This is a genomic window from Maribacter sp. 6B07 (assembly GCF_002700155.1).
Taxonomy (GTDB): Bacteria; Bacteroidota; Bacteroidia; order Flavobacteriales; family Flavobacteriaceae; genus Maribacter; species Maribacter dokdonensis.
In genome coordinates this window covers 406,250-425,686 of sequence record NZ_PDUT01000002.1, presented here as the reverse complement: position 1 = coordinate 425,686, position 19,437 = coordinate 406,250, and the positions used below count along the sequence as shown (strand labels likewise).

At 35.8% G+C, this 19,437-nt stretch carries 15 protein-coding genes; 3 read left to right on the top strand and 12 right to left on the bottom strand.

The genetic code is table 11. The features are described from left to right. Positions 1–20 precede the first annotated feature (20 nt). The 6 genes from ilvB to CSC80_RS11525 all read right to left on the bottom strand — a co-directional run bounded on the left by ilvB (position 21) and on the right by CSC80_RS11525 (position 7,420). On the bottom strand, positions 21–1,754 hold the full coding sequence (gene ilvB, locus CSC80_RS11550) for a biosynthetic-type acetolactate synthase large subunit (protein WP_099191975.1): 1,734 nt from the start codon (positions 1,752–1,754) through the stop codon (positions 21–23). A 96-nt stretch (positions 1,755–1,850) separates the two neighbouring features. Next, positions 1,851–3,527, bottom strand: coding sequence for a dihydroxy-acid dehydratase (ilvD, locus tag CSC80_RS11545; RefSeq protein ID WP_071341974.1), 1,677 nt, complete (start codon positions 3,525–3,527; stop codon positions 1,851–1,853). A 391-nt stretch (positions 3,528–3,918) separates the two neighbouring features. Then, positions 3,919–4,758 carry a biotin-dependent carboxyltransferase family protein gene (locus CSC80_RS11540; protein WP_099191973.1) on the bottom strand — a complete coding sequence of 280 codons (840 nt, stop codon included), beginning with the start codon at positions 4,756–4,758 and terminating at the stop codon, positions 3,919–3,921. Beyond that, positions 4,751–5,488 (bottom strand): 5-oxoprolinase subunit PxpB, encoded by a 738-nt coding sequence (gene pxpB, locus CSC80_RS11535; RefSeq protein ID WP_099191971.1) that lies wholly within the window; start codon positions 5,486–5,488, stop codon positions 4,751–4,753. Before pxpB ends, CSC80_RS11540 begins: the two co-directional genes overlap by 8 nt. Before the next feature lie 8 nt (positions 5,489–5,496). After that, positions 5,497–6,225, bottom strand: a complete 729-nt coding sequence (gene pxpA / locus CSC80_RS11530; RefSeq protein WP_099191969.1) for a 5-oxoprolinase subunit PxpA — start codon at positions 6,223–6,225, stop codon at positions 5,497–5,499. A 1-nt stretch (position 6,226) separates the two neighbouring features. Continuing rightward, positions 6,227–7,420, bottom strand: coding sequence for an Nramp family divalent metal transporter (locus CSC80_RS11525; RefSeq protein ID WP_099191967.1), 1,194 nt, complete (start codon positions 7,418–7,420; stop codon positions 6,227–6,229). 213 nt (positions 7,421–7,633) lie between these two features. Here CSC80_RS11525 and CSC80_RS11520 point away from each other — a divergent pair, with 213 nt between their 5' ends. Both CSC80_RS11520 and CSC80_RS11515 read left to right on the top strand, forming a co-directional pair. Next, a complete protein-coding gene (locus tag CSC80_RS11520) occupies positions 7,634–8,080 on the top strand; it encodes a hypothetical protein (protein ID WP_058105844.1) in 447 nt (148 codons plus the stop codon). 11 nt (positions 8,081–8,091) lie between these two features. Continuing rightward, positions 8,092–8,655, top strand: coding sequence for a hypothetical protein (locus tag CSC80_RS11515; protein ID WP_099191965.1), 564 nt, complete (start codon positions 8,092–8,094; stop codon positions 8,653–8,655). A 25-nt stretch (positions 8,656–8,680) separates the two neighbouring features. On the opposite strand, the gene CSC80_RS11510 is transcribed toward CSC80_RS11515, so the two are convergent. The 5 genes from CSC80_RS11510 to CSC80_RS11490 form a co-directional block, all read right to left on the bottom strand. Beyond that, on the bottom strand, positions 8,681–10,216 hold the full coding sequence (locus CSC80_RS11510; protein WP_099191963.1) for a YifB family Mg chelatase-like AAA ATPase: 1,536 nt from the start codon (positions 10,214–10,216) through the stop codon (positions 8,681–8,683). Positions 10,217–10,218: 2 nt separating this feature from the next. Then, a complete protein-coding gene (locus tag CSC80_RS11505) occupies positions 10,219–12,612 on the bottom strand; it encodes a penicillin acylase family protein (RefSeq protein WP_099191961.1) in 2,394 nt (797 codons plus the stop codon). A gap of 109 nt (positions 12,613–12,721) precedes the next feature. Beyond that, complete coding sequence (locus CSC80_RS11500) at positions 12,722–14,683, bottom strand: cytochrome c biogenesis protein CcdA (protein WP_099191959.1); 1,962 nt, start codon at positions 14,681–14,683, stop codon at positions 12,722–12,724. Beyond that, complete coding sequence (gene tilS, locus CSC80_RS11495; protein WP_099191957.1) at positions 14,680–15,990, bottom strand: tRNA lysidine(34) synthetase TilS; 1,311 nt, start codon at positions 15,988–15,990, stop codon at positions 14,680–14,682. Before tilS ends, CSC80_RS11500 begins: the two co-directional genes overlap by 4 nt. Before the next feature lie 76 nt (positions 15,991–16,066). Then, positions 16,067–16,603, bottom strand: a complete 537-nt coding sequence (locus CSC80_RS11490) for an NAD(P)H-dependent oxidoreductase (protein ID WP_091605012.1) — start codon at positions 16,601–16,603, stop codon at positions 16,067–16,069. 128 nt (positions 16,604–16,731) lie between these two features. Here CSC80_RS11490 and CSC80_RS11485 point away from each other — a divergent pair, with 128 nt between their 5' ends. Further along, on the top strand, positions 16,732–17,916 hold the full coding sequence (locus tag CSC80_RS11485; protein ID WP_099191955.1) for a heparan-alpha-glucosaminide N-acetyltransferase domain-containing protein: 1,185 nt from the start codon (positions 16,732–16,734) through the stop codon (positions 17,914–17,916). Positions 17,917–18,004: 88 nt separating this feature from the next. On the opposite strand, the gene lpdA is transcribed toward CSC80_RS11485, so the two are convergent. Continuing rightward, positions 18,005–19,411: a dihydrolipoyl dehydrogenase gene (gene lpdA, locus CSC80_RS11480; protein WP_099191953.1), complete on the bottom strand. Its 1,407-nt coding sequence runs from the start codon at positions 19,409–19,411 to the stop codon at positions 18,005–18,007. Positions 19,412–19,437: the final 26 nt, after the last annotated feature.

The following is a 19,437-nucleotide window of genomic DNA, read 5'->3' as shown; positions in this document are numbered from 1 at the left end:
AGGTTATTGATTGTTCTAATTTACTTCAAACGCACTTCAGACACAGAAGCTCCAGAAGGAATCATTGGAAAAACATTATCTTCTTGTTCTACCTTTACCTCTAAAAAGTATGGTTTATCCGAAGCCATCATTTCCTGTATCGTAGATTTTAAATCTTTACGTTCAGATATGCGCTTTGCCTCAATACTATATCCTTCGGCTATTTTAACAAAATCTGGATTTACCATTACGGTAGATGCATATCTCTTGTCAAAAAATAACTCTTGCCATTGACGTACCATACCTAAATGCTCATTATTAAGCACTACAATCTTAACTGGAAGGTTATGCTGAAATATAACACCTAATTCTTGAATGGTCATTTGATAACCACCATCACCAATAATAGCTACTACTTCCCTATCCATAGCACCCATTTTAGCTCCAATTGCAGCCGGTAAAGCAAAGCCCATGGTACCTAATCCGCCAGAAGTAATATTACTTTTAGACTGTGAAAACTTAGCATATCTACATGCAATCATTTGATGCTGACCTACGTCTGATACTATCACCGCCTTATTATTTGAAGCTAAATTAATTTCCTCTATAACTTCACCCATAGTCAACCCTTCTTTGGTAGGATGAATGTCATTTTTTATAATGGTATCGAACTCAATTTTGTATTTCTCTTTAAACATATTATGCCAAGCCTCATGCTTATTTTCATTAAGCAATGGCAAAATCAAGCCTAAAGTCTCTTTTGAGTTACCCAACACTGCAACATCTGCATGTACATTTTTGTTTACCTCTGCAGGATCAATTTCAAAGTGAATAACTTTTGCTTGTTTGGCGTAATCTTCTAATCTACCCGTTACACGATCGTCAAAACGCATACCAATGGCAATTAACAAATCGCACTCATTGGTCAGTAAATTAGGTCCATAATTACCATGCATACCAACCATACCCACATTTAATGGATGTGCAGTATCTAATGCAGAGGCCCCCATAATGGTCCAAGCGGCAGGAATTCCTGTTTTCTCAACCAAGGTTTTCAACTCGTTTTCCGCTTTACCAAGAATAACACCTTGCCCCCATACTATAAATGGTTTTTTAGCATTGTTTATTAATTCTGCCGCTGCCTCAATTGCACTCATTTTTGGCTTAGGCACTGGCTTATAACTTCTTACCCCAACACATTTCTTATAGGAGAAGTCCAGCTCATCTATTTGAGCATTTTTTGTAATATCTACTAAAACCGGACCGGGCCTGCCAGATTTGGCTATATAAAAAGCTTTAGCCATAACTTCTGGAATTTCAGAAGCTTCGGTCACTTGATAGTTCCATTTAGTTACAGGGGTAGAAATACCTATAATATCAGTTTCTTGAAAAGCATCGGTACCCAATAAATGTCTTGTTACCTGACCAGTGATACATACCATTGGTGTAGAATCTATTTGCGCATCTGCAAGACCGGTAACCAAATTGGTTGCTCCAGGACCAGAGGTGGCAATAGCAACACCTACTTTACCGGAAACACGAGCATAACCTTGAGCGGCGTGTGTAGCACCTTGCTCATGTCTTGTTAAAATATGATCGAGCTTATCTTGAAATTTATATAACTCATCATAGACGGGCATAATAGCCCCACCAGGGTAACCATACATTGTTTCAACACCTTCTGCTAATAAACAATGGATTATTGCCTCTGCCCCAGAAACTCTAATGGTATTCTTGGAACCTGTACCTTTTTTCTTCTCTTTTACTGTTTCCATAATTAATAATCAAATTCAAGTATGCGCATTACAGCCACAATTACCCGATATTACGTACTTACTAGAACTCATTAAATTCTAGCCAATATTTTTTTTTTAAAACTCATCGGTCACACAACCTTGTGCAGCAGAGGATACGGAACGAGCATATTTGTACAATACTCCTTTTTTAAACTTTAAAGCTGGCTCTACCCATGCTTCTTTACGCTTTGCCAATTCCTCAGCTGACACTTCTACATTAATAGAATTTGTTTCTGCGTCTATCGTAATTGTATCCCCATCCTTAACTAAGGCAATAGTACCACCTTCTTGTGCTTCTGGCGAAATATGCCCTACTACAAAACCGTGTGTACCTCCTGAGAAACGACCGTCTGTAATTAAGGCCACATCTTTACCTAAGCCTGCACCCATAATAGCTGCTGTAGGTTTTAGCATTTCAGGCATTCCTGGACCTCCTTTAGGACCTTCATATCTAATGACGACAACATTCCCTTTTTCCACTTTACCTCCGCGTATAGCATCATTGGCATCATACTCACTATTAAATACTTTTGCAGTTCCTTTAAATAACAAACCTTCTTTTCCTGTAATTTTTGCTACAGAACCATTCTCTGCCAAGTTACCATATAACATTCTTAAATGCCCTGTTGCCTTAATTGGTTTATCTAAAGGCATAATAACATCCTGACCTTCTTCCAAATCTGGAACACTTTCTAAATTTTCTGCTAAAGTCTTTCCTGTTACCGTTAAACAATCTCCATGTAAAAGACCATTTTTCAATAAGTACTTTAATACAGCTGGTATACCACCTATTCTATGAACATCTTCCATTAAATACTTACCACTAGGTTTTAAATCTGCAATAAATGGTGTAGTATCACTAATATGCTGAAAATCTTTTAGCGTAAAATCTATGTCTGCAGCTCTTGCAATGGCCAAGAAATGTAATACGGCATTGGTAGAACCTCCCATAATGGTCACTAGACGTATAGCATTCTCCAAAGACTTACGGGTAACAATATCCAGAGGTTTAATATCTTTTTCAATAAGAATTCGCATTTGTTTTCCTGCCGCAATACACTCTTCTTCTTTATTGTTGCTGATTGCAGGGTTAGAAGAATTATATGGCATAGACATTCCTAGCGCTTCTATAGCGGAAGCCATTGTATTTGCCGTATACATACCACCACAAGCACCAGCTCCCGGTATGGATTTTTTAATGATGGATTTATAATTTTTCTCGTCCATGGTACCAGCTACTTTCTCTCCCCATGCCTCGAACGCAGAAACGATATCCAACTTTCTATCCTCATGACATCCAGATGCTATTGTACCCCCATACACTAAAATTGCAGGACGGTTTAAACGTAACATTGCCATTAATGCACCTGGCATGTTCTTATCACAACCTACAACTGTTACCAATGCATCATAGGACATGCCTTGCACAACGGTTTCCATAGAATCTGCAATAATATCCCTTGACGGTAATGAAAAACGCATTCCTGGTGTACCCATAGAAATACCATCACTAACACCAATAGTATTAAAAATTAAACCTACAGTTTCTTTAGAGTTAACTCCCTCTTTAACCAACTTTGCCAAATCATTTAAGTGCATATTACAAGGGTTACCTTCATAACCTGTACTTGCAATACCAACTAATGGCTTATTAAAATCCTCATCTTTAAAACCTATTGCATATAGCATTGCTTGTGCTGCTGGTTGTGTTGGATCTTGAGTAACGTTTTTACTGTATTTATTTAATTCCATAATATAAATCTCGTATGCTTATCTTGATTTTCTAATACCGTTAAACCAAAGATAAAAGTTTATAAAAATTTCAGTTTTTAACAATAATGGTCAATACAAATTCATTTTAACAAAAAACCACTTAAACAATTTATAATCAAGTATTTAAACAATGATTATATATCATATTCAATACTTTAAAACTGTTCCATATTCATAATAAACCACAAAAAAAACCTGCATCAAATAAATCTGATACAGGTTTTCTAAAATTATGAAAAGCTATATCATCCCTGTTTAGGAATGACAATGACTACTTCAAAAATTGATTTCAATAAATTCATATTACAATAGTAATAAAAAATACTTCAATAAATACCCGCTTAACAAAAAAGGAATGAAAAGTATTAAATTAAACTAATTTAATACTAATACGATCTCCACCTTTCTTTTGTGCCAATATACAAATAGACCTATCTGTTAACTGAATAACTCTAGGATAACCACCCGTTGTTTGACCATCTTTCATTAACACGATCAATTTACCCGCAGGAGTTAACTGAACCGTACCAGGTAATGTAGCAGAAGTTAACATGGATATAGCATGTGGAGTAATTGTTTCTGTTAACTGATAAGCCATTCTATTGTTCTCATGGGCCACTGTAAAGGTTTTAGAAAAAATTTCTTCCAATTGTCTATCGTTTAAAATATCAAACTCGGGTCCTTTAGTGACTTCTAAAACATCAACATCCAAAAAGCAATCAACTTTTATCTCTGATATTTTTGGCTCAAACAGCTGTTGGGTATTAAAAGGAACAATGTCATTATCTATTAATCTAGCGAACTTTGTAAGGGGCTTATAAAACGATCTACTACCTAAAACTTCTTTAACGGAAAAACCTTCCTTTACTCCCAAATAAGACCTAAAGCCTTTTTCCAGTTTTCCAAAGGATAGAATATCCCCTATAGATATCTGGTAAACTTTATAATTTTTTATGGGTAAATTATTAAGAGTGGCGGACATTTCTGCACCACCGATAGCCATATAGGTATCTTCTTCAAATATAAGGGTTGGTCCTGTCATCGTAATTTCCAACACTGCTGCAGATGCTTTATTCTCCAATAAAGAATTTATCTTAAATACAGACATATCATCCATTACACCAGACACTGGCACACCCTTGTCCCTTAAGCCAAATCTACCTGAGTCTTGTATGGTTGTATAAAAACCCGCTTTTAAAACTTTAAGCATCCAATTTAATTTTTTCAGGTTTATAAATACCCACCTCTACTTCTATTTTATGAAGCTCATGTTCTGCCTTGGATATCTCAAAAAACTCAACTTTATCCCCAACGCTCACAAAACATGGGTTATCTTTTGATGCATCAAAAATTGGCACTGGACAATTACCAATAATATTCCACCCACCTGGTGATTCTTGCGGATAAATGCCAGCTTGTTTACCTGCAACTCCAACTGCTCCTTTAATAACTTTTGGTCTTGGTATAGCCTTTCGGGGTAGCTCAAGCTCACTATTTATTCCTCCCAAATACATGAAGCCAGGCAAAAACCCAATACCGTATACCGTATAAGTACTACCAGTATGCAAGTCTATTATTTCACGTTTGGTTTTATTTAATTGCCCAGCAACGTCTTCCAAGTCTAAACCAAACTCAAGATCGTAGGTTACAGGCAGTCTCCATAAAAATCTATCCGGTTTAACAGATTCCTTCAAATTGACGTACCAATTTTGTATATCTACAGACATTTTTTCAAAGTCTATTTCCTTCTTTCTATTCAATATCAAAAGTGAATTGTAAGCCGGCACCAATTCCCAATCCCTCTCCTTTAAAGCCTCACTATTAAGAAATGTTTGAAATTGTAGTATTTTTTCAAGTATGAGCTCACTAACTTCATTTGGCCATTCAATTAATAAAGAATGTGTACCAAAAGGTTTTATATCGATTTTAGGGGAATTCACGGCTTTACTTATAGATTATGTTCTGATAAATACTCTGTAATATACGTTAAAATTTGTAATGCAGAAGGTGTGTCACCATGAATACAAAAGGTATCTGCATACATAGGTAAACTTTTACCTGAAACAGTTTTCACCTTCTTATTTTTGTGCATATATAGAATATGAGCCAGTACTTCTTCCCCATTATTCAACAGGGCGTTTTTTTCTTTCCTCGCTACTAGGCTCAAATCATCATTATAATTTCTATCAGCAAAGGCTTCTATTAACACCCTAAACCCATTTTTTTCAGCCAACTTTTGAATGACACTATTATAAGGAACATACAAAAATGTTGCGCTCCTAAAACCGGCAATAGCCTCTAAAAAAATTTCAGCCAAGGTTTCATTTTTAGCTATATCATTATATAAAGCTCCGTGTGGTTTTACGTGATGTAAATCAACACCAACCTGTTCCCGGGCGTTATTGAATTCCTCCATTTGAGATCTGATACTTGCAATTAAATCTTCCTTTGAAATTTGCAATGAAACACGACCAAAATTCTTTCTATCCGGATATGAAGGATGCGCACCTACCTTAACGTTATATGATTTAGATAAATCTAGACACTTTTTAATGGTATCTATAGAACCCGCATGAGCTCCACAAGAAATATTACAAGAACTAATAAGGGGAAACAATTCACTTTCATTACCTACACCCTCACCAACATCACAATTAATATCTATGGTATTGTTCATATTACATTATACCTATTACCGTTAAAATACTTTTTGCACCCAATACAACAGAAAGAAGAATAATAAGTAAGCCAAACACATTTTGCGACCAGGTGTTTTTATATTTCCCCATTACACCAACTCTGTTCACAACCCACAGCAAAAACACTGCAATGATGGGTAATAAAAGTCCGTTCGTAATTTGTGCAAATTTGATAATCTCAATGGGCTTAATTCCAAAAGATAGAAAGAAAACTCCAAGGAATAAAATCACCATCCAAATCATTCTAAATTTAAAATCCTTAAGACCAGCGTTCCATCCAAAGCAGCTATTGGCAACATATGCGGCAGCCAAAGGTGCGGTTATTGATGAAGTAATACCTGCAGCAAACATACCTATACCTAAAAAATACAAAGCAGCAGAACCGTATAAAGGCTCAAGTGCTTTAGCCATACCCATAACGTTATTAACCTCTAAAGAATTAATGGCCGCGGCAGATATTATAATACTAATTGAAACAAGACCGCCCAATATAATAGAGACCATAGTATCTCTTTTAGCTAAATTGAGATCATCTTTTGATTTCCATTTTTCACTGACCAGAGCTGCATGTAAAAAAAGATTATAAGGTACAACAGTAGTACCGACCAATGCAATGATGGTAAGAATACCGTTTTTAGGAACCGAAGGCACTAATAGGCCTTTTAACAGCTCCCACATATTGGGCTTAGTCAAAATTGCGGTCATTACAAATGATAAACTCATGATCAATACCAGCACTATAAATACTTTTTCCAGGGCTTTATAACTACCTAAATACAATAGCACAAAAGCCAATCCACCAAGAACAAAAGGGTATAAACTACTATAGTTTGTACCAAACAAGGCTTCCATTCCTAAAGTTGCACCACCAATATTACCCGCTTCATATGATGCATTACCTATAATAATTGCCGAAAATATTAAGGCAATGACACTATTTCTAATAATTGGATTATGGAGTTCTTGCTTAATGACATCTGCCAAACCTTTTTGAGTTACAATACCTAAGCGGGCAGACATTTCTTGCAAAATAAAGGTTGCTATTATAGATAACAGCATAGCCCACAGCAAATTAAAACCAAAATCTACCCCTGCCAAGGTACAAGCCGTAACTGTACCAGGTCCAATAAAAGCAGCCGCTACCAGAACCCCTGGACCTAATTTTTTAAACATATGTCAATTTTTCATTCCTGTAAATATAATTGGTAAAATTGACTTTGCTCACCATACTTAAAATCATTTTCACCACAATTTTAACATTTTAAAATACCGTTAATCTAAAAAATTGCAGTTCGTCTAAAACTTGGGCGCCTTTCATCGAGTTTACATAATAATCCTAAAATAACAGGGTTATAGCTATCCCCAAACCTTAAACTTAACCTATTAATGATTTGCTTAGAATGTAAAAAAGAACTTGGTTACTTAGATCATAAAAATGCCATGGAGAGCGCAGGTGTAGAGCTTTGCTCTAAGCACCATGAACGTATTAAATTACTAATCAACAAACACAATACACCTTTAGAGGCCATACAACTATATTATGCTTTAAAAGAAGCTGGTGTAAACTCTATGTTAGAATGGTGGGACGGTAAAAAATCTATAGATATAGCCATCTCACGTGTAAAACTAAATATTGAAATTGATTCTGAATATGATAAGCTGACCGAGCATGAAGCTATCAACAATTTAGAAGAAGCAATGCACTCCTTTAAAAATGGATTTACAACCATTAGAATTCCCCATATTGTTGTAAGGTATTATCTAAGTGAGACCGTAAACAATATCATTGGAATAATGGAAGGTCTAAAAGCCAACATCAAAGTGATCAATTAAAAAAACGGAATATGGAAAATTCTAAAAAAGCATATAAAAATCCGATCAGGGCGGCAATAGCCTCCCTATTGATCGGTATGGTAATGCGCATACTTCACTGGCCCTTTTCAAAAGGAATTATATTTATTTCCTTTGCTGCCATTCTGATACTTTACGCCCTTCGCTTTTTTAAAAAGGAAGAAAAAAAGTCAGTGGATCTAATTAAAATGGCCTTAGTTCTTTTTTGGACAACAAACGGCCTTTTAACTATTTTAGATTTTACCCATACCCTATTTTTTCAAATTGGCACAGCTTTTACATTTATTGCTTGGTTCGCCATGGAGGGCACGTCGTATTTTATGTCAAAAGAAGGTGATGCAAAAAATAGCATAACAGAAATCATTTGGAATTTTGTAATGGTTATTGGTGTATTAACCCTTATATGCGGTGGTCTTATGCACTTACTAAGTTGGGACTACTCGATACCAACGCTGACCTTAGGTCTTACCATTGTAACCAGTTATATCCTTAGGGATATTTTTACTGCACCAAAAAAGAACAAGGACGATATAAATAATGAAGAGCTATACTCTTAGCTAAACATTTTTATCATTTACAATTTTACCCCAACCAACCCTCTCTGTCGAGTGAACGGTATTGAATGGCCTCTGAAATATGATTTCCGTTCAATGCCTGCTCACCGGCTAAGTCGGCTATAGTTCTTGCCACCTTTAAAATCCTATCATACGCTCTTGCCGATAAGTTTAACCTTTCCATGGCATTTTTCAATAATGCCTTAGATTTATCATCAAGTTTACAATATTCACGAATTTGTTTGGTATTCATTTGAGCATTGTAATGTACATTCTCCAGCTCATTAAAACGCTTTGTTTGAATTTCACGCGCCACCGTAACTCGTTTTCTGATATCTACACTACTTTCCCCTTTTCGTTCTTCGGACAGTTTTTCGAACGGTACCGGAGTTACCTCAATATGAATATCTATACGATCTAATAGTGGTCCCGATATTTTACTTAAATACCGCTGCATTTCTGCAGGTGAAGAAGTTACCGGAGCATCTGGATCATTAAAATACCCACCCGGGCTTGGGTTCATACTTGCCACCAACATAAAACTACTTGGGTAGGTAACCGTAAATCGAGCACGTGAAATAGTTACTTCCCTATCTTCTAAAGGTTGGCGCATTACCTCTAGCACACCTCTCTTAAATTCTGGTAATTCATCCAAGAATAAAACCCCGTTATGGGATAGTGAAATTTCTCCCGGTTGCGGGTAAGCTCCGCCTCCTACCAGTGCTACGTCAGATATAGTATGATGTGGGCTCCTGAACGGTCTTTGGCTCATAAGCCCCATATTCTTGATCTTACCTACCACGCTATGAATTTTGGTAGTTTCCAATGCTTCGTGTAAGGTCATTGGTGGCAGAATTGAAGGTAAGCGTTTTGCCAACATAGTTTTACCTGCACCAGGTGGTCCTATCAATATAATGTTGTGCCCACCAGCAGCTGCAATTTCCATACACCTTTTAATACTTTCTTGCCCCTTAACATCAGAAAAGTCGAACTCAGGAAAATCTAAGCTTTTATAAAACTCTTCTCTAGTATCTATTATAGTCTGCTCAAGTGGAATGCCTTGATCAAAAAATTCCAAAACTTGTTTAATATTATCTACCCCATAGACTTTTAAATCTCCAACTATAGCAGCCTCTTTTGCATTTTCCGTTGGCAGAATAAAACCAGCAAATCCTTCTTCCTGTGCTTTTATTGCAATTGGCAATGCTCCTTTAATAGGCTGAAGGCTACCATCTAAGGACAGTTCCCCCATGATGATGTACTTTTCTATATCCTCAGATTTTATTTGACTAGAGGCTGCCAAAATTCCTATGGCCAAGGTAAGATCATATGCCGAACCTTCTTTTCTAAGATCGGCCGGAGCCATATTTATTGTGATTTTTTTACCTGGTATTTTATAACCATTATTTTGTAGTGCCGCTGCAATTCTATAGTTACTTTCTTTGATGGCATTATCTGGAAGCCCTACTAAATGATACCCTATTCCCTTGTCAATATTTACTTCTACGGTAATCGTTGTGGCCTCAACACCAAATACGGCACTCCCATAAACTTTTGTAAGCATTTTTAATCCTTTGGCTTAAATGTAAGGATTTCTTTGCTTTTTTTAATTTCCTCTTCATTCATCATCATTTTACGAAACTCACCATTAACATACATTTCTGCCTGATCCCTATAATGTTTGCTTAATGGGTTACCAGATTGCCCTGTTGGTAAAATGCTTATACTATTCTCCACATCTGAAAAATCTATTACCCTTCTTGTTGAGGGTCCTGATGTCGTCTTATAAAAACCAGTATCATCATAAGCAAAGGCCAAGTTATTTATTACCTCCCTAGAACCATGTATTGGAAAAGGTCCCACATTGAAAAAAGATCGTAAAGCCGCTATTTGACCAATTGGATGCCCGTGTTCAATGGAATGTACACGTTCCCAGCGCCATTGATTTACGTTATTACCAAAATCCTTTTCTAAAGAAGCAATTGCCTCCATAAAAGATAGATTCACAATATCTTTCATATTCTCAGATACGTTGGTAGTGTTTACATTATCCCACCACACAGAATTTTCATCTTTGGATAAAGGAGCAATCAGCCTTTTCATAAAATGAGTGCTTAAAAATTGATTGAACAACTCCTCATCCAATTCATCTTCAAAAGTATTCTCCAATAAGTAGTAGATCCATCTATTATAAACAGTAGCCTCTATGGAAGATAAATTATAATCTCCGGACCACATCTTTAAACTATCAATAGCCTTTAATCCGTTTTCGCTTAGCAATGATACATCTAAATATTTAGCCAAATTAGAAACTATATCTGGTTCTACAGATGATATCACATCAGTTATCATCTCACTAGCTGCAGATATATCCCAATCGTCTTTAGGCTCCAATAAACTTACAATTCTCTTACCTCTATTCTCTGGCAAATAATACCCAGGATACAACATACCAGCGATAGAATCTGGTTGGTTATTGGCGGAATACACAAAATTACTTGGCGGATTTATAGCCTGCGGATTCTCATTAAAGTCTAACAATTCTCTTTCTAATGATAGCCCTTTATTCACTTCATAAATAAGTTTGGTGTTTACAGAGTCGGGTATCTTATAAAGTTGGGCCGTGGCAAACCATGCTACATTTCCCTCATTATCTCCGTACATAATATTTAAACCAGGCGCATGTATTTTTGGAAGCGATTTTTTAAATTCCGTTAAGTTATTTGAATGACTTAAACCATATAAGGCATCTATAACCTTATTCTCCATTTCTGTGTAGACCCATGACATTGCAATAGGTCTATCTCCTTGAACTTGATCGGCAATTCCGTTTAAGATCGAACCATGATCTGATCTTTTATAAGAAAACTGAACATCATCAGCGTCTTTAACATGAATTGTTTTGTGTACAATTTCATAATCTACATAGCCATTCTTAGAGAGATACTGATTCTCATTCGCTGGATTATTCTGCTCATAATAAAAATCAACGTCATCATTTTCAAACATGGTGAGTCCGTAAGCTAATTTTCTATTATGTCCCAATAAAGGAAATGGTATACCTGCAATATGATATCCATATTTGGAATAAGTAGGTGTTTCCACATGAGCTTCGAACCAAACGGATGGTTGAGAAAAACCAATGTGCGGATCATTGGCAAAAATTACCTTTCCGTTCTTTGTTTTTTCAGGCGCTATTACCCAACTATTACTTCCTTCGAACAAAGGAATATCCAATACACTTAGGGCTTTATTAACAGCGGCAGTAAGATTATTTTGGATAGTATCTTTGGGTGCAGGGTTATAGTTCTTTATCCATTCGGTATCTACGGTTGAACCTACATGCAGATCTTTTAAGTATTGAGGACCCAAATTGGCACTTATAGAAGTTAATAATGGATCTGTTTTGTGCGCCATTGCAAAACTAAAGGCCATGTAACCAATAGTATTATAGATATCCTCTAAAACAAATTCTCTCTTATCTATACCTGTTAAATAAAACTCTACCGGTGTTGGACCTTCATTTATAAATTGATTGATACCGTCCAAATAGGCTTTAGCTAAAATAACACCTTCGTCATTTACATCTACCTTGGATGCCGTTATCTTAGAAGCATCGGCAATTCCTAATGATAAAAAAAACTTATCTGTACCAATAAGGTCTTTACCAAATACCTCAGAGAGTCCGCCACTAGCAATTCTTCTTAACAGTTCCATTTGCCAAAGACGATCTTGGGCATGAACATAACCTAAAGTTCTAAATGCGTCTTTTTCGTTTTCACCGTAAATATGAGGAATTCCATAATCATCATAATAAACATTTACAACTTCTTGAAGACCAACTAATTTCTTTTCACCAGAGTAGTCTGGTTTTAGAGTGTATGCAAATATTCCGATAATAATTATCAGAAGGGTAACAAGTACCAACAGGAGTGCTCCTATTTTTTTTAATGTTCTCATAGTTTCTTTGGGGGATTATCTCTCCCAATTTAAAACTATTTTTTACATAAAACGTCTCAGAGCTCTGCTTTTTATTGACAAGTAGTCAACATCTTACAAAAACGATACCCTATTTATTATTCCTTAATCCTTCTAACAACCAATTTTTATAGGTTGGAATATCAGAATTTTGAATAGAAGTGTTGAGCACTTCTAAATCAGGAGAAAGCAGCACATAAAATGGTTGGGAAATTGAACCAAAATTCACATCTTGAAAGGTACCCCATTTCTGGGCAATGTTGTTAATTTCCTTTACTCTACCACTCTCAAATTGAAAATTGAACTGTTCATTTTCAGGTAGCTCTTCCCTATCATCCGTATATAAAGAAATTAAAATATAATTATCTTTTATGATCGGAAAAACTTCGGAATCGCTCCAAACATTCTCCTCCATTTTTCGGCAATTTACACATGCCCATCCCGTAAAATCCAAAAGAATTGGTTTATCAACTTTTTTAGCATATGCCAAACCTGCATCAAAATCCTTAAAACAATCTATACCTAAAGGGCAATCACTTTCTTGCTTAAAAATGCTATAAAATTCAGGAGGAGGAAAACCGCTCAACAACTTAAGGTTAGTAACTTTAGTTACGCCTAGTATCATATAAAGCGTAAATGCAGCACTTACAAAGGCAGTTACTTTTCTTCCTAGTGACAACTTTTTAACCGGGCTATCGTGCGGAAATTTATACATACCAAATAAGTAGAGTGTCATCGCGATACCTAATATGATCCAAATGCCCAAAAATATCTCACGCTTTAGAATACCCCAATGCCCCACTAAATCTGCATTAGATAAGAATTTAAGGGCAAGTCCTATTTCTAGAAACCCCAATACTACTTTTACGGTGGTCATCCATCCACCAGATTTAGGTAATGAATTTAACCATGCAGGAAACAAAGCAAAAAGAGCAAAAGGTAATGCCAGTGCCGCACCAAAACCTGTCATACCCGCGGTAAGGTTAGAAGCTACTTCACCTTCCGCTAAAGTAGTACCGCCCAGTAAGCCACCCAAAATAGGACCTGTACAGGAGAACGAAACAATAGCCAAGGTCACTGCCATGAAAAAGATACCTAAAACACCACCTACCTTAGAAGATGCAGCGTCCATTTTATTGGCCCAAGAACTAGGTAATGTCAATTCATAATACCCAAAAAATGAAAAGGCAAAAAATATAAAAATCAAAAAGAACAGCAAGTTCAACCAGACATTGGTGGCTATGGAATTTAAAATTTGAGAATCTACAGAATCAAACAAGTGAAAAGGTAGACTCAATAGAAAATAAATAAGCACTATGAAGAATCCATAGAGCAAAGCATTAATTATCCCTTTCGATTTTTTTTGAGAGTGTTTGGTGAAAAAAGATACGGTCAACGGAATCATTGGAAATACACACGGGGTCAATAAGGCTATTAATCCCCCAAGAAAACCAAGTCCGAATATGACCCAGATATTTGTACCTGTAGCAATGGTGTCTTGACCCTGCGTTAACAGTTCTCTATTTTTAAGGTCTAACCGCAGCTTTTGACCTAAAGCTAAACTTCTATCATCAACAGTGTTTATAATTTCAGCTGCAGAACCATCTAAAGTAAACATGAACTTTTTGTCCATAGGAATGCAAACTTCTTTACAAACCTGAAAAAAGAGATCTACATCTATCTGGTTGATTTCAGGGTCCAATATTTTAATTCTTTGTGTAAAGGTGGCCTCATCTTTAAAATAGGTTTCTTCTACTTCAAAAATTTCACTGTATTCCTTTATTGTTTCGCTTTCTATGGTACCATCTATCAATTCATAAATTGTACCGTTGCCATTATAGGTGAATTCACTTGGCAAAGAACCAAATTCTGACGTAAACTGAGAGTACATGTGCCATCCGTCAAGAATTTTAGCCTGCATTACCAATTCATATTCCGTATCCGAAATCTTATTGATTTGCTGTTCCCAAACTACGGGTTCATCTTCGGTTTGCGCAATAACCTGTAATGGCATTACAGCTATAAAAAATAGGAATGCAAAAAATCTAATCATTTAATATCTATTTTTAAAATCTCTTGGGTGGTATCTACAACCCTAAAACGGTGGTCTGCACGCATGCCTACAACCCAAACAATTTGCTCACCTGAACATAACAGCCAAGTTTCTTCTTTAGACAAAACATCAACTTTCTCGTCTTTAAAGTACTTGGACAACTTCTTTTTTCGATTTAAACCTATCGGATAAAAATAGTCGCCACTTTTCCATTTTCTTACGGTCAGCGGATACTTTAAAGCACTTTTTTGAACGTATATTTCATTCTTTGTATTATCATAACGTTCAGAAACCTTTGTAAATTTCAAGTTGACCGGAAGATTCAAAGGTACTTTATCCTCAGGAATTAAGAACTCATCAACTACGTATTTAGCATCGCTTTTTGAGGTCAATAATAATACATTGCGATTCTTAACTAGGATATGGGTGTTAGATTGGAGTTGTTTACCGGATAAACCCTTTAACAAACCTTCTAGATTGTCCATTTCTTTAAATCCATATGAACTGAACAATGCATACAAATAAGTAGGCAATGGCTGTAAGTTCCTAAGCTTATCAATTTCTATTTCTACCTTACCATCTTTACTTACAAATAAATCTTTCTTTAACTTTAGCAGATAAGTAGAGGCTATTGTTTCCGTTTGGTGTAAATATTGAAGGGTATTTTTAAAATTTTCGGTAAAAGTAGGATGAAGTTCATTCAACTTAGGAATAACCTCTAATCTTATTTTATTACGTAAATACTTAGTGTCCGCATTACTGGCATCTTCACGCCAATTTAAATTTTCGGATTTCGCAAAGTTTTCCAACTCTTCTCGAGTATAAGGCAACAATGGTCTTCTTAAGTAATTAATTTTCGCCGGTATACCCGTTAAACCATCAATACCCGTGCCTCTAGATAAATTGATCAAAAAAGTCTCAATATTATCATTTGCATGATGTGCCGTTAAAACATACTTGCCTGCATCTTGTTCCAGCAATTGATTAAACCATGCATATCGCAATTCACGCGCCGCCATTTGAACCGAAACCTTGTATTGGTTCACATAGCCCAAAGTATCAAAATGGGTGACATGCACCGGTTTATTTAAGTTATTTGCTAAACTTTTAACAAAGGTTTCATCTTCATCACTGGCATTTCCGCGTAATTGAAAATTACAGTGTGCAATTGAAAATTGTAATTGTGCCCTATTACATAATTCTACCAATACGGTACTGTCAAGACCTCCACTACATGCAATTATGAAGTGATTTTCCAACAATTCCGGAAAAGAAATTTCTATATGTTCCCTGAACGTTTTTAGCACGCCATAAAGGTAAAGAAGTCCCGCAATTTAACAGGACAGACTAAGAATAATTTAACTTGAACAAGCAATTCTTTAATTAGGAAATAGCCTTTACAAAAGTGCTTACTTTTTCAGCGTGTACTTTTGCCAATTCATCATCTGTAATTCCTTTTTGCTCATCAAAATTCTCGTTAAATCTTGGCAATGAAAAAGATGTAACCACAGTACCTTGAAATCTAGTTATCATTTTTTCCGCAACCTCTAAGGCTCCAATAGCACCACGACCACCATTTGAAGTGGCCATTAACAATATCTTCTTATCCGCTAAGAACTTTACATCTAACCTAGATAACCAATCCATAACATTTTTAAAATAAGCAGAAGGGTAACTATTGTGCTCACTTACAGCAATGATCAAGCCTTTGGCATTACTTATTTCATTCTTGAACTCCACCAAAGAGTTAGAGTAACCATCTTCTTTTTCCGCATCTTGACTATACATAGGAAAAGGGTATTTAGACATGTCTCTTAACCTAACCTCTGTATCACCAATTAACGTGGAAGTATATTTTGCCAATTTATAATTAATGGAAACTGAAGAATTGCTTCCTGCAAATGTTAAAACGTAACTCATAATGCTATTTTATTGTGTATTTGCGAATTTAATTTAATAAAGCCTAACCTTAAATTATTTTATCTAATTTTACCGCTTTAAACATCCAAACTTACTGTTTTATAAGTATATAGGATATAATTGTTATAATGAGCAACTCTAAGTCAAGATTGTTTTTTTTAGACGCTATAAGAGCGTGGGCCATCTTAATGATGTTACAAGGTCATTTTATTGATGGTTTGCTTGATAATGCATTCAGAGACAACTCAAATATGCTCTTTGCCACTTGGAAATACTTTAGAGGAATTACCGCTCCGGTTTTCTTTACCGTTTCTGGTTTTATTTTTACTTTTTTACTGATAAGATCACCACAGACGGGTTGGAGTAACCCTCGTGTAAAAAAAGGAATTAAACGTGGTCTTGAACTTTTGGTCATCGCCTATCTTTTAAGAATGAATATTTTTGGTCTCTTTAAAGGCGAAATCTATGATTCTTTTTATTTAGTTGATGTACTGCACTGTATTGGGCTTTCTTTATTATTCATCATAGGTTTTTACATCTTGACATTTGCTAGGCAGAAATGGATTTTCCCAACAATATTGGCAACCACTACCCTATTATTATTTGCCTTTGAGCCTTATTACAAAACCCTAAGTTTTAATTTTTTACCGCAAGCCATGGCAAATTATTTCACAAAGACCAACGGCTCTGTGTTCACTATTATACCCTGGTTGGGCTATGCAACCATAGGTAGTTTTCTGTCAGTGCTATTTTCTAGATTTCAAAACAATAAAAATGTTTATAATTTCATAGTACCAACATATGTAGCCATTGGGTTAATCTTAATATTTTTTTCTTCCGATTTCTTTCTCTATTTGCATGAAGTTACCGGAATACAGCTATTTCAATCCATTTTCAATAACAATTACCTATTTATTCGCTTAGGTGATGTATTATTAGTCTTTTCCATATTTATATTACTAAGAAAGTTTTTGATGAACTCAACTTGGCTAAGAATCGGTCAAAGCACGCTATCAATATATATCATACATTTCATTATTCTATACGGTAGTTTTACTGGCGTTGGCTTATATAGGTTTTTTCACCACTCACTGAATCCATACTTTGTTGTACCGGGAGCCATATTGTTTATGATTGCAAGTACATTTTTCGCACTACAGTATGAAAATCATAAAGTAGAAATTAAATCTAGCATATCTAGCTTTTTGTCAACTACTAGAATTTACTTGGAACAAATAGCAATTTTACTGTTTGAAGCATTGAGAACCATAACGGAAAAAGTACTACGATTACTGGGATTGATAAAAAATTAAAACTATCCTAACAAATGGTTTAGAAGTTATAGTATTGAAAAAGGCAGCCCTTAGGGCTGCCTTTTTTATTTAAAATAGAATCTATTAGTTATACATGAAGCGCACGATCATCGGTTGCGGCCAATGCTGCTTCTTTCACTGCTTCAGCATATGTTGGGTGAGCATGGCTCATTCTAGAAATATCTTCTGCGGAAGCTCTAAATTCCATTGCAGTTACCGCTTCGGCAATTAAATCTGCAACACGAGCACCCACCATATGAACTCCTAAGACTTCATCGGTCTTTTTATCGGCAAGGATCTTTACAAATCCGTCAGTATCCATACTTGCCCTAGCACGGCCCAAAGCGCGCATTGGAAATTGACCAACTTTATAGTCAACACCAGCTTCCTTTAGCTCTTCCTCAGTTTTACCTACTGCAGCTACCTCTGGCCAAGTATACACAACCCCAGGTATTAAGTTATAATCAATATGAGGTTTTTGACCTGCCAATTGCTCAGCAACCAAAGTACCTTCTTCTTCCGCTTTATGAGCTAACATAGCTCCTTTGATGACATCACCAATAGCGTAGATATTATCTACGTTAGTTTTCAAGTGCTCATCAACAATGACTTTACCTCTTTCATCAAGTTGAACACCTGCAGCATCAACATTTAATCCGTCAGTATAAGGCTTTCTACCTACAGCAACCAAACAGTAGTCACCTTCAAAAACAACCTCTTGACCTTTTTTATCATCGGCCTTTACAATAACCTGATCTCCTTTTCTTTCAACCGATTTTACTTTGTGAGATAAGGCAAACTTCACTTTTTGCTTTTTAAGCACCTTGGTCAGTTCTTTTGAAAGTGCACCATCCATACCAGGAATAATACGATCCATAAACTCGACCACAGTAACATCTGCCCCTAGTCTTTTATACACCTGACCTAATTCCAAGCCTATAACACCACCACCAATAACAATCATATGTTTTGGTACTTCCTTTAGTTCCAGAGCTTCTGTAGATGTGATGATACGTTCTTTATCCAATGTAATGAACGGTAAGGTAGATGGTTTGGAACCTGTGGCTATAATAATATTCTTAGCTTCGATCTCTTCGGTTTTCCCATCGTTCTTTTTGATGTTAATATGAGTAGCATCTTTAAAACTACCTACACCTTCATAAACGGTAATTTTATTTTTGTCCATCAAAAACTCTATTCCCTTTGTAGTTTGATCAACCACACCTTGCTTACGAGCGATCATTTTTTCCAAGTTCACTTTAACTTCACCAGGAATCTCAATACCATGCTCATCAAAATGCTTAATGGCATCTTCATAATGATGCGAAGAATCTAACATCGCCTTAGAAGGAATACAGCCAACATTTAAACATGTTCCGCCCAAGGTGGAATATTTTTCAATTATTGCAGTTTTCATTCCTAGTTGCGCACAACGTATTGCTGCGACATATCCTCCAGGTCCTGAGCCTATAATGGCTACATCATATTGATCCATAAAATTTTAATTTTCTAATGTCTTAC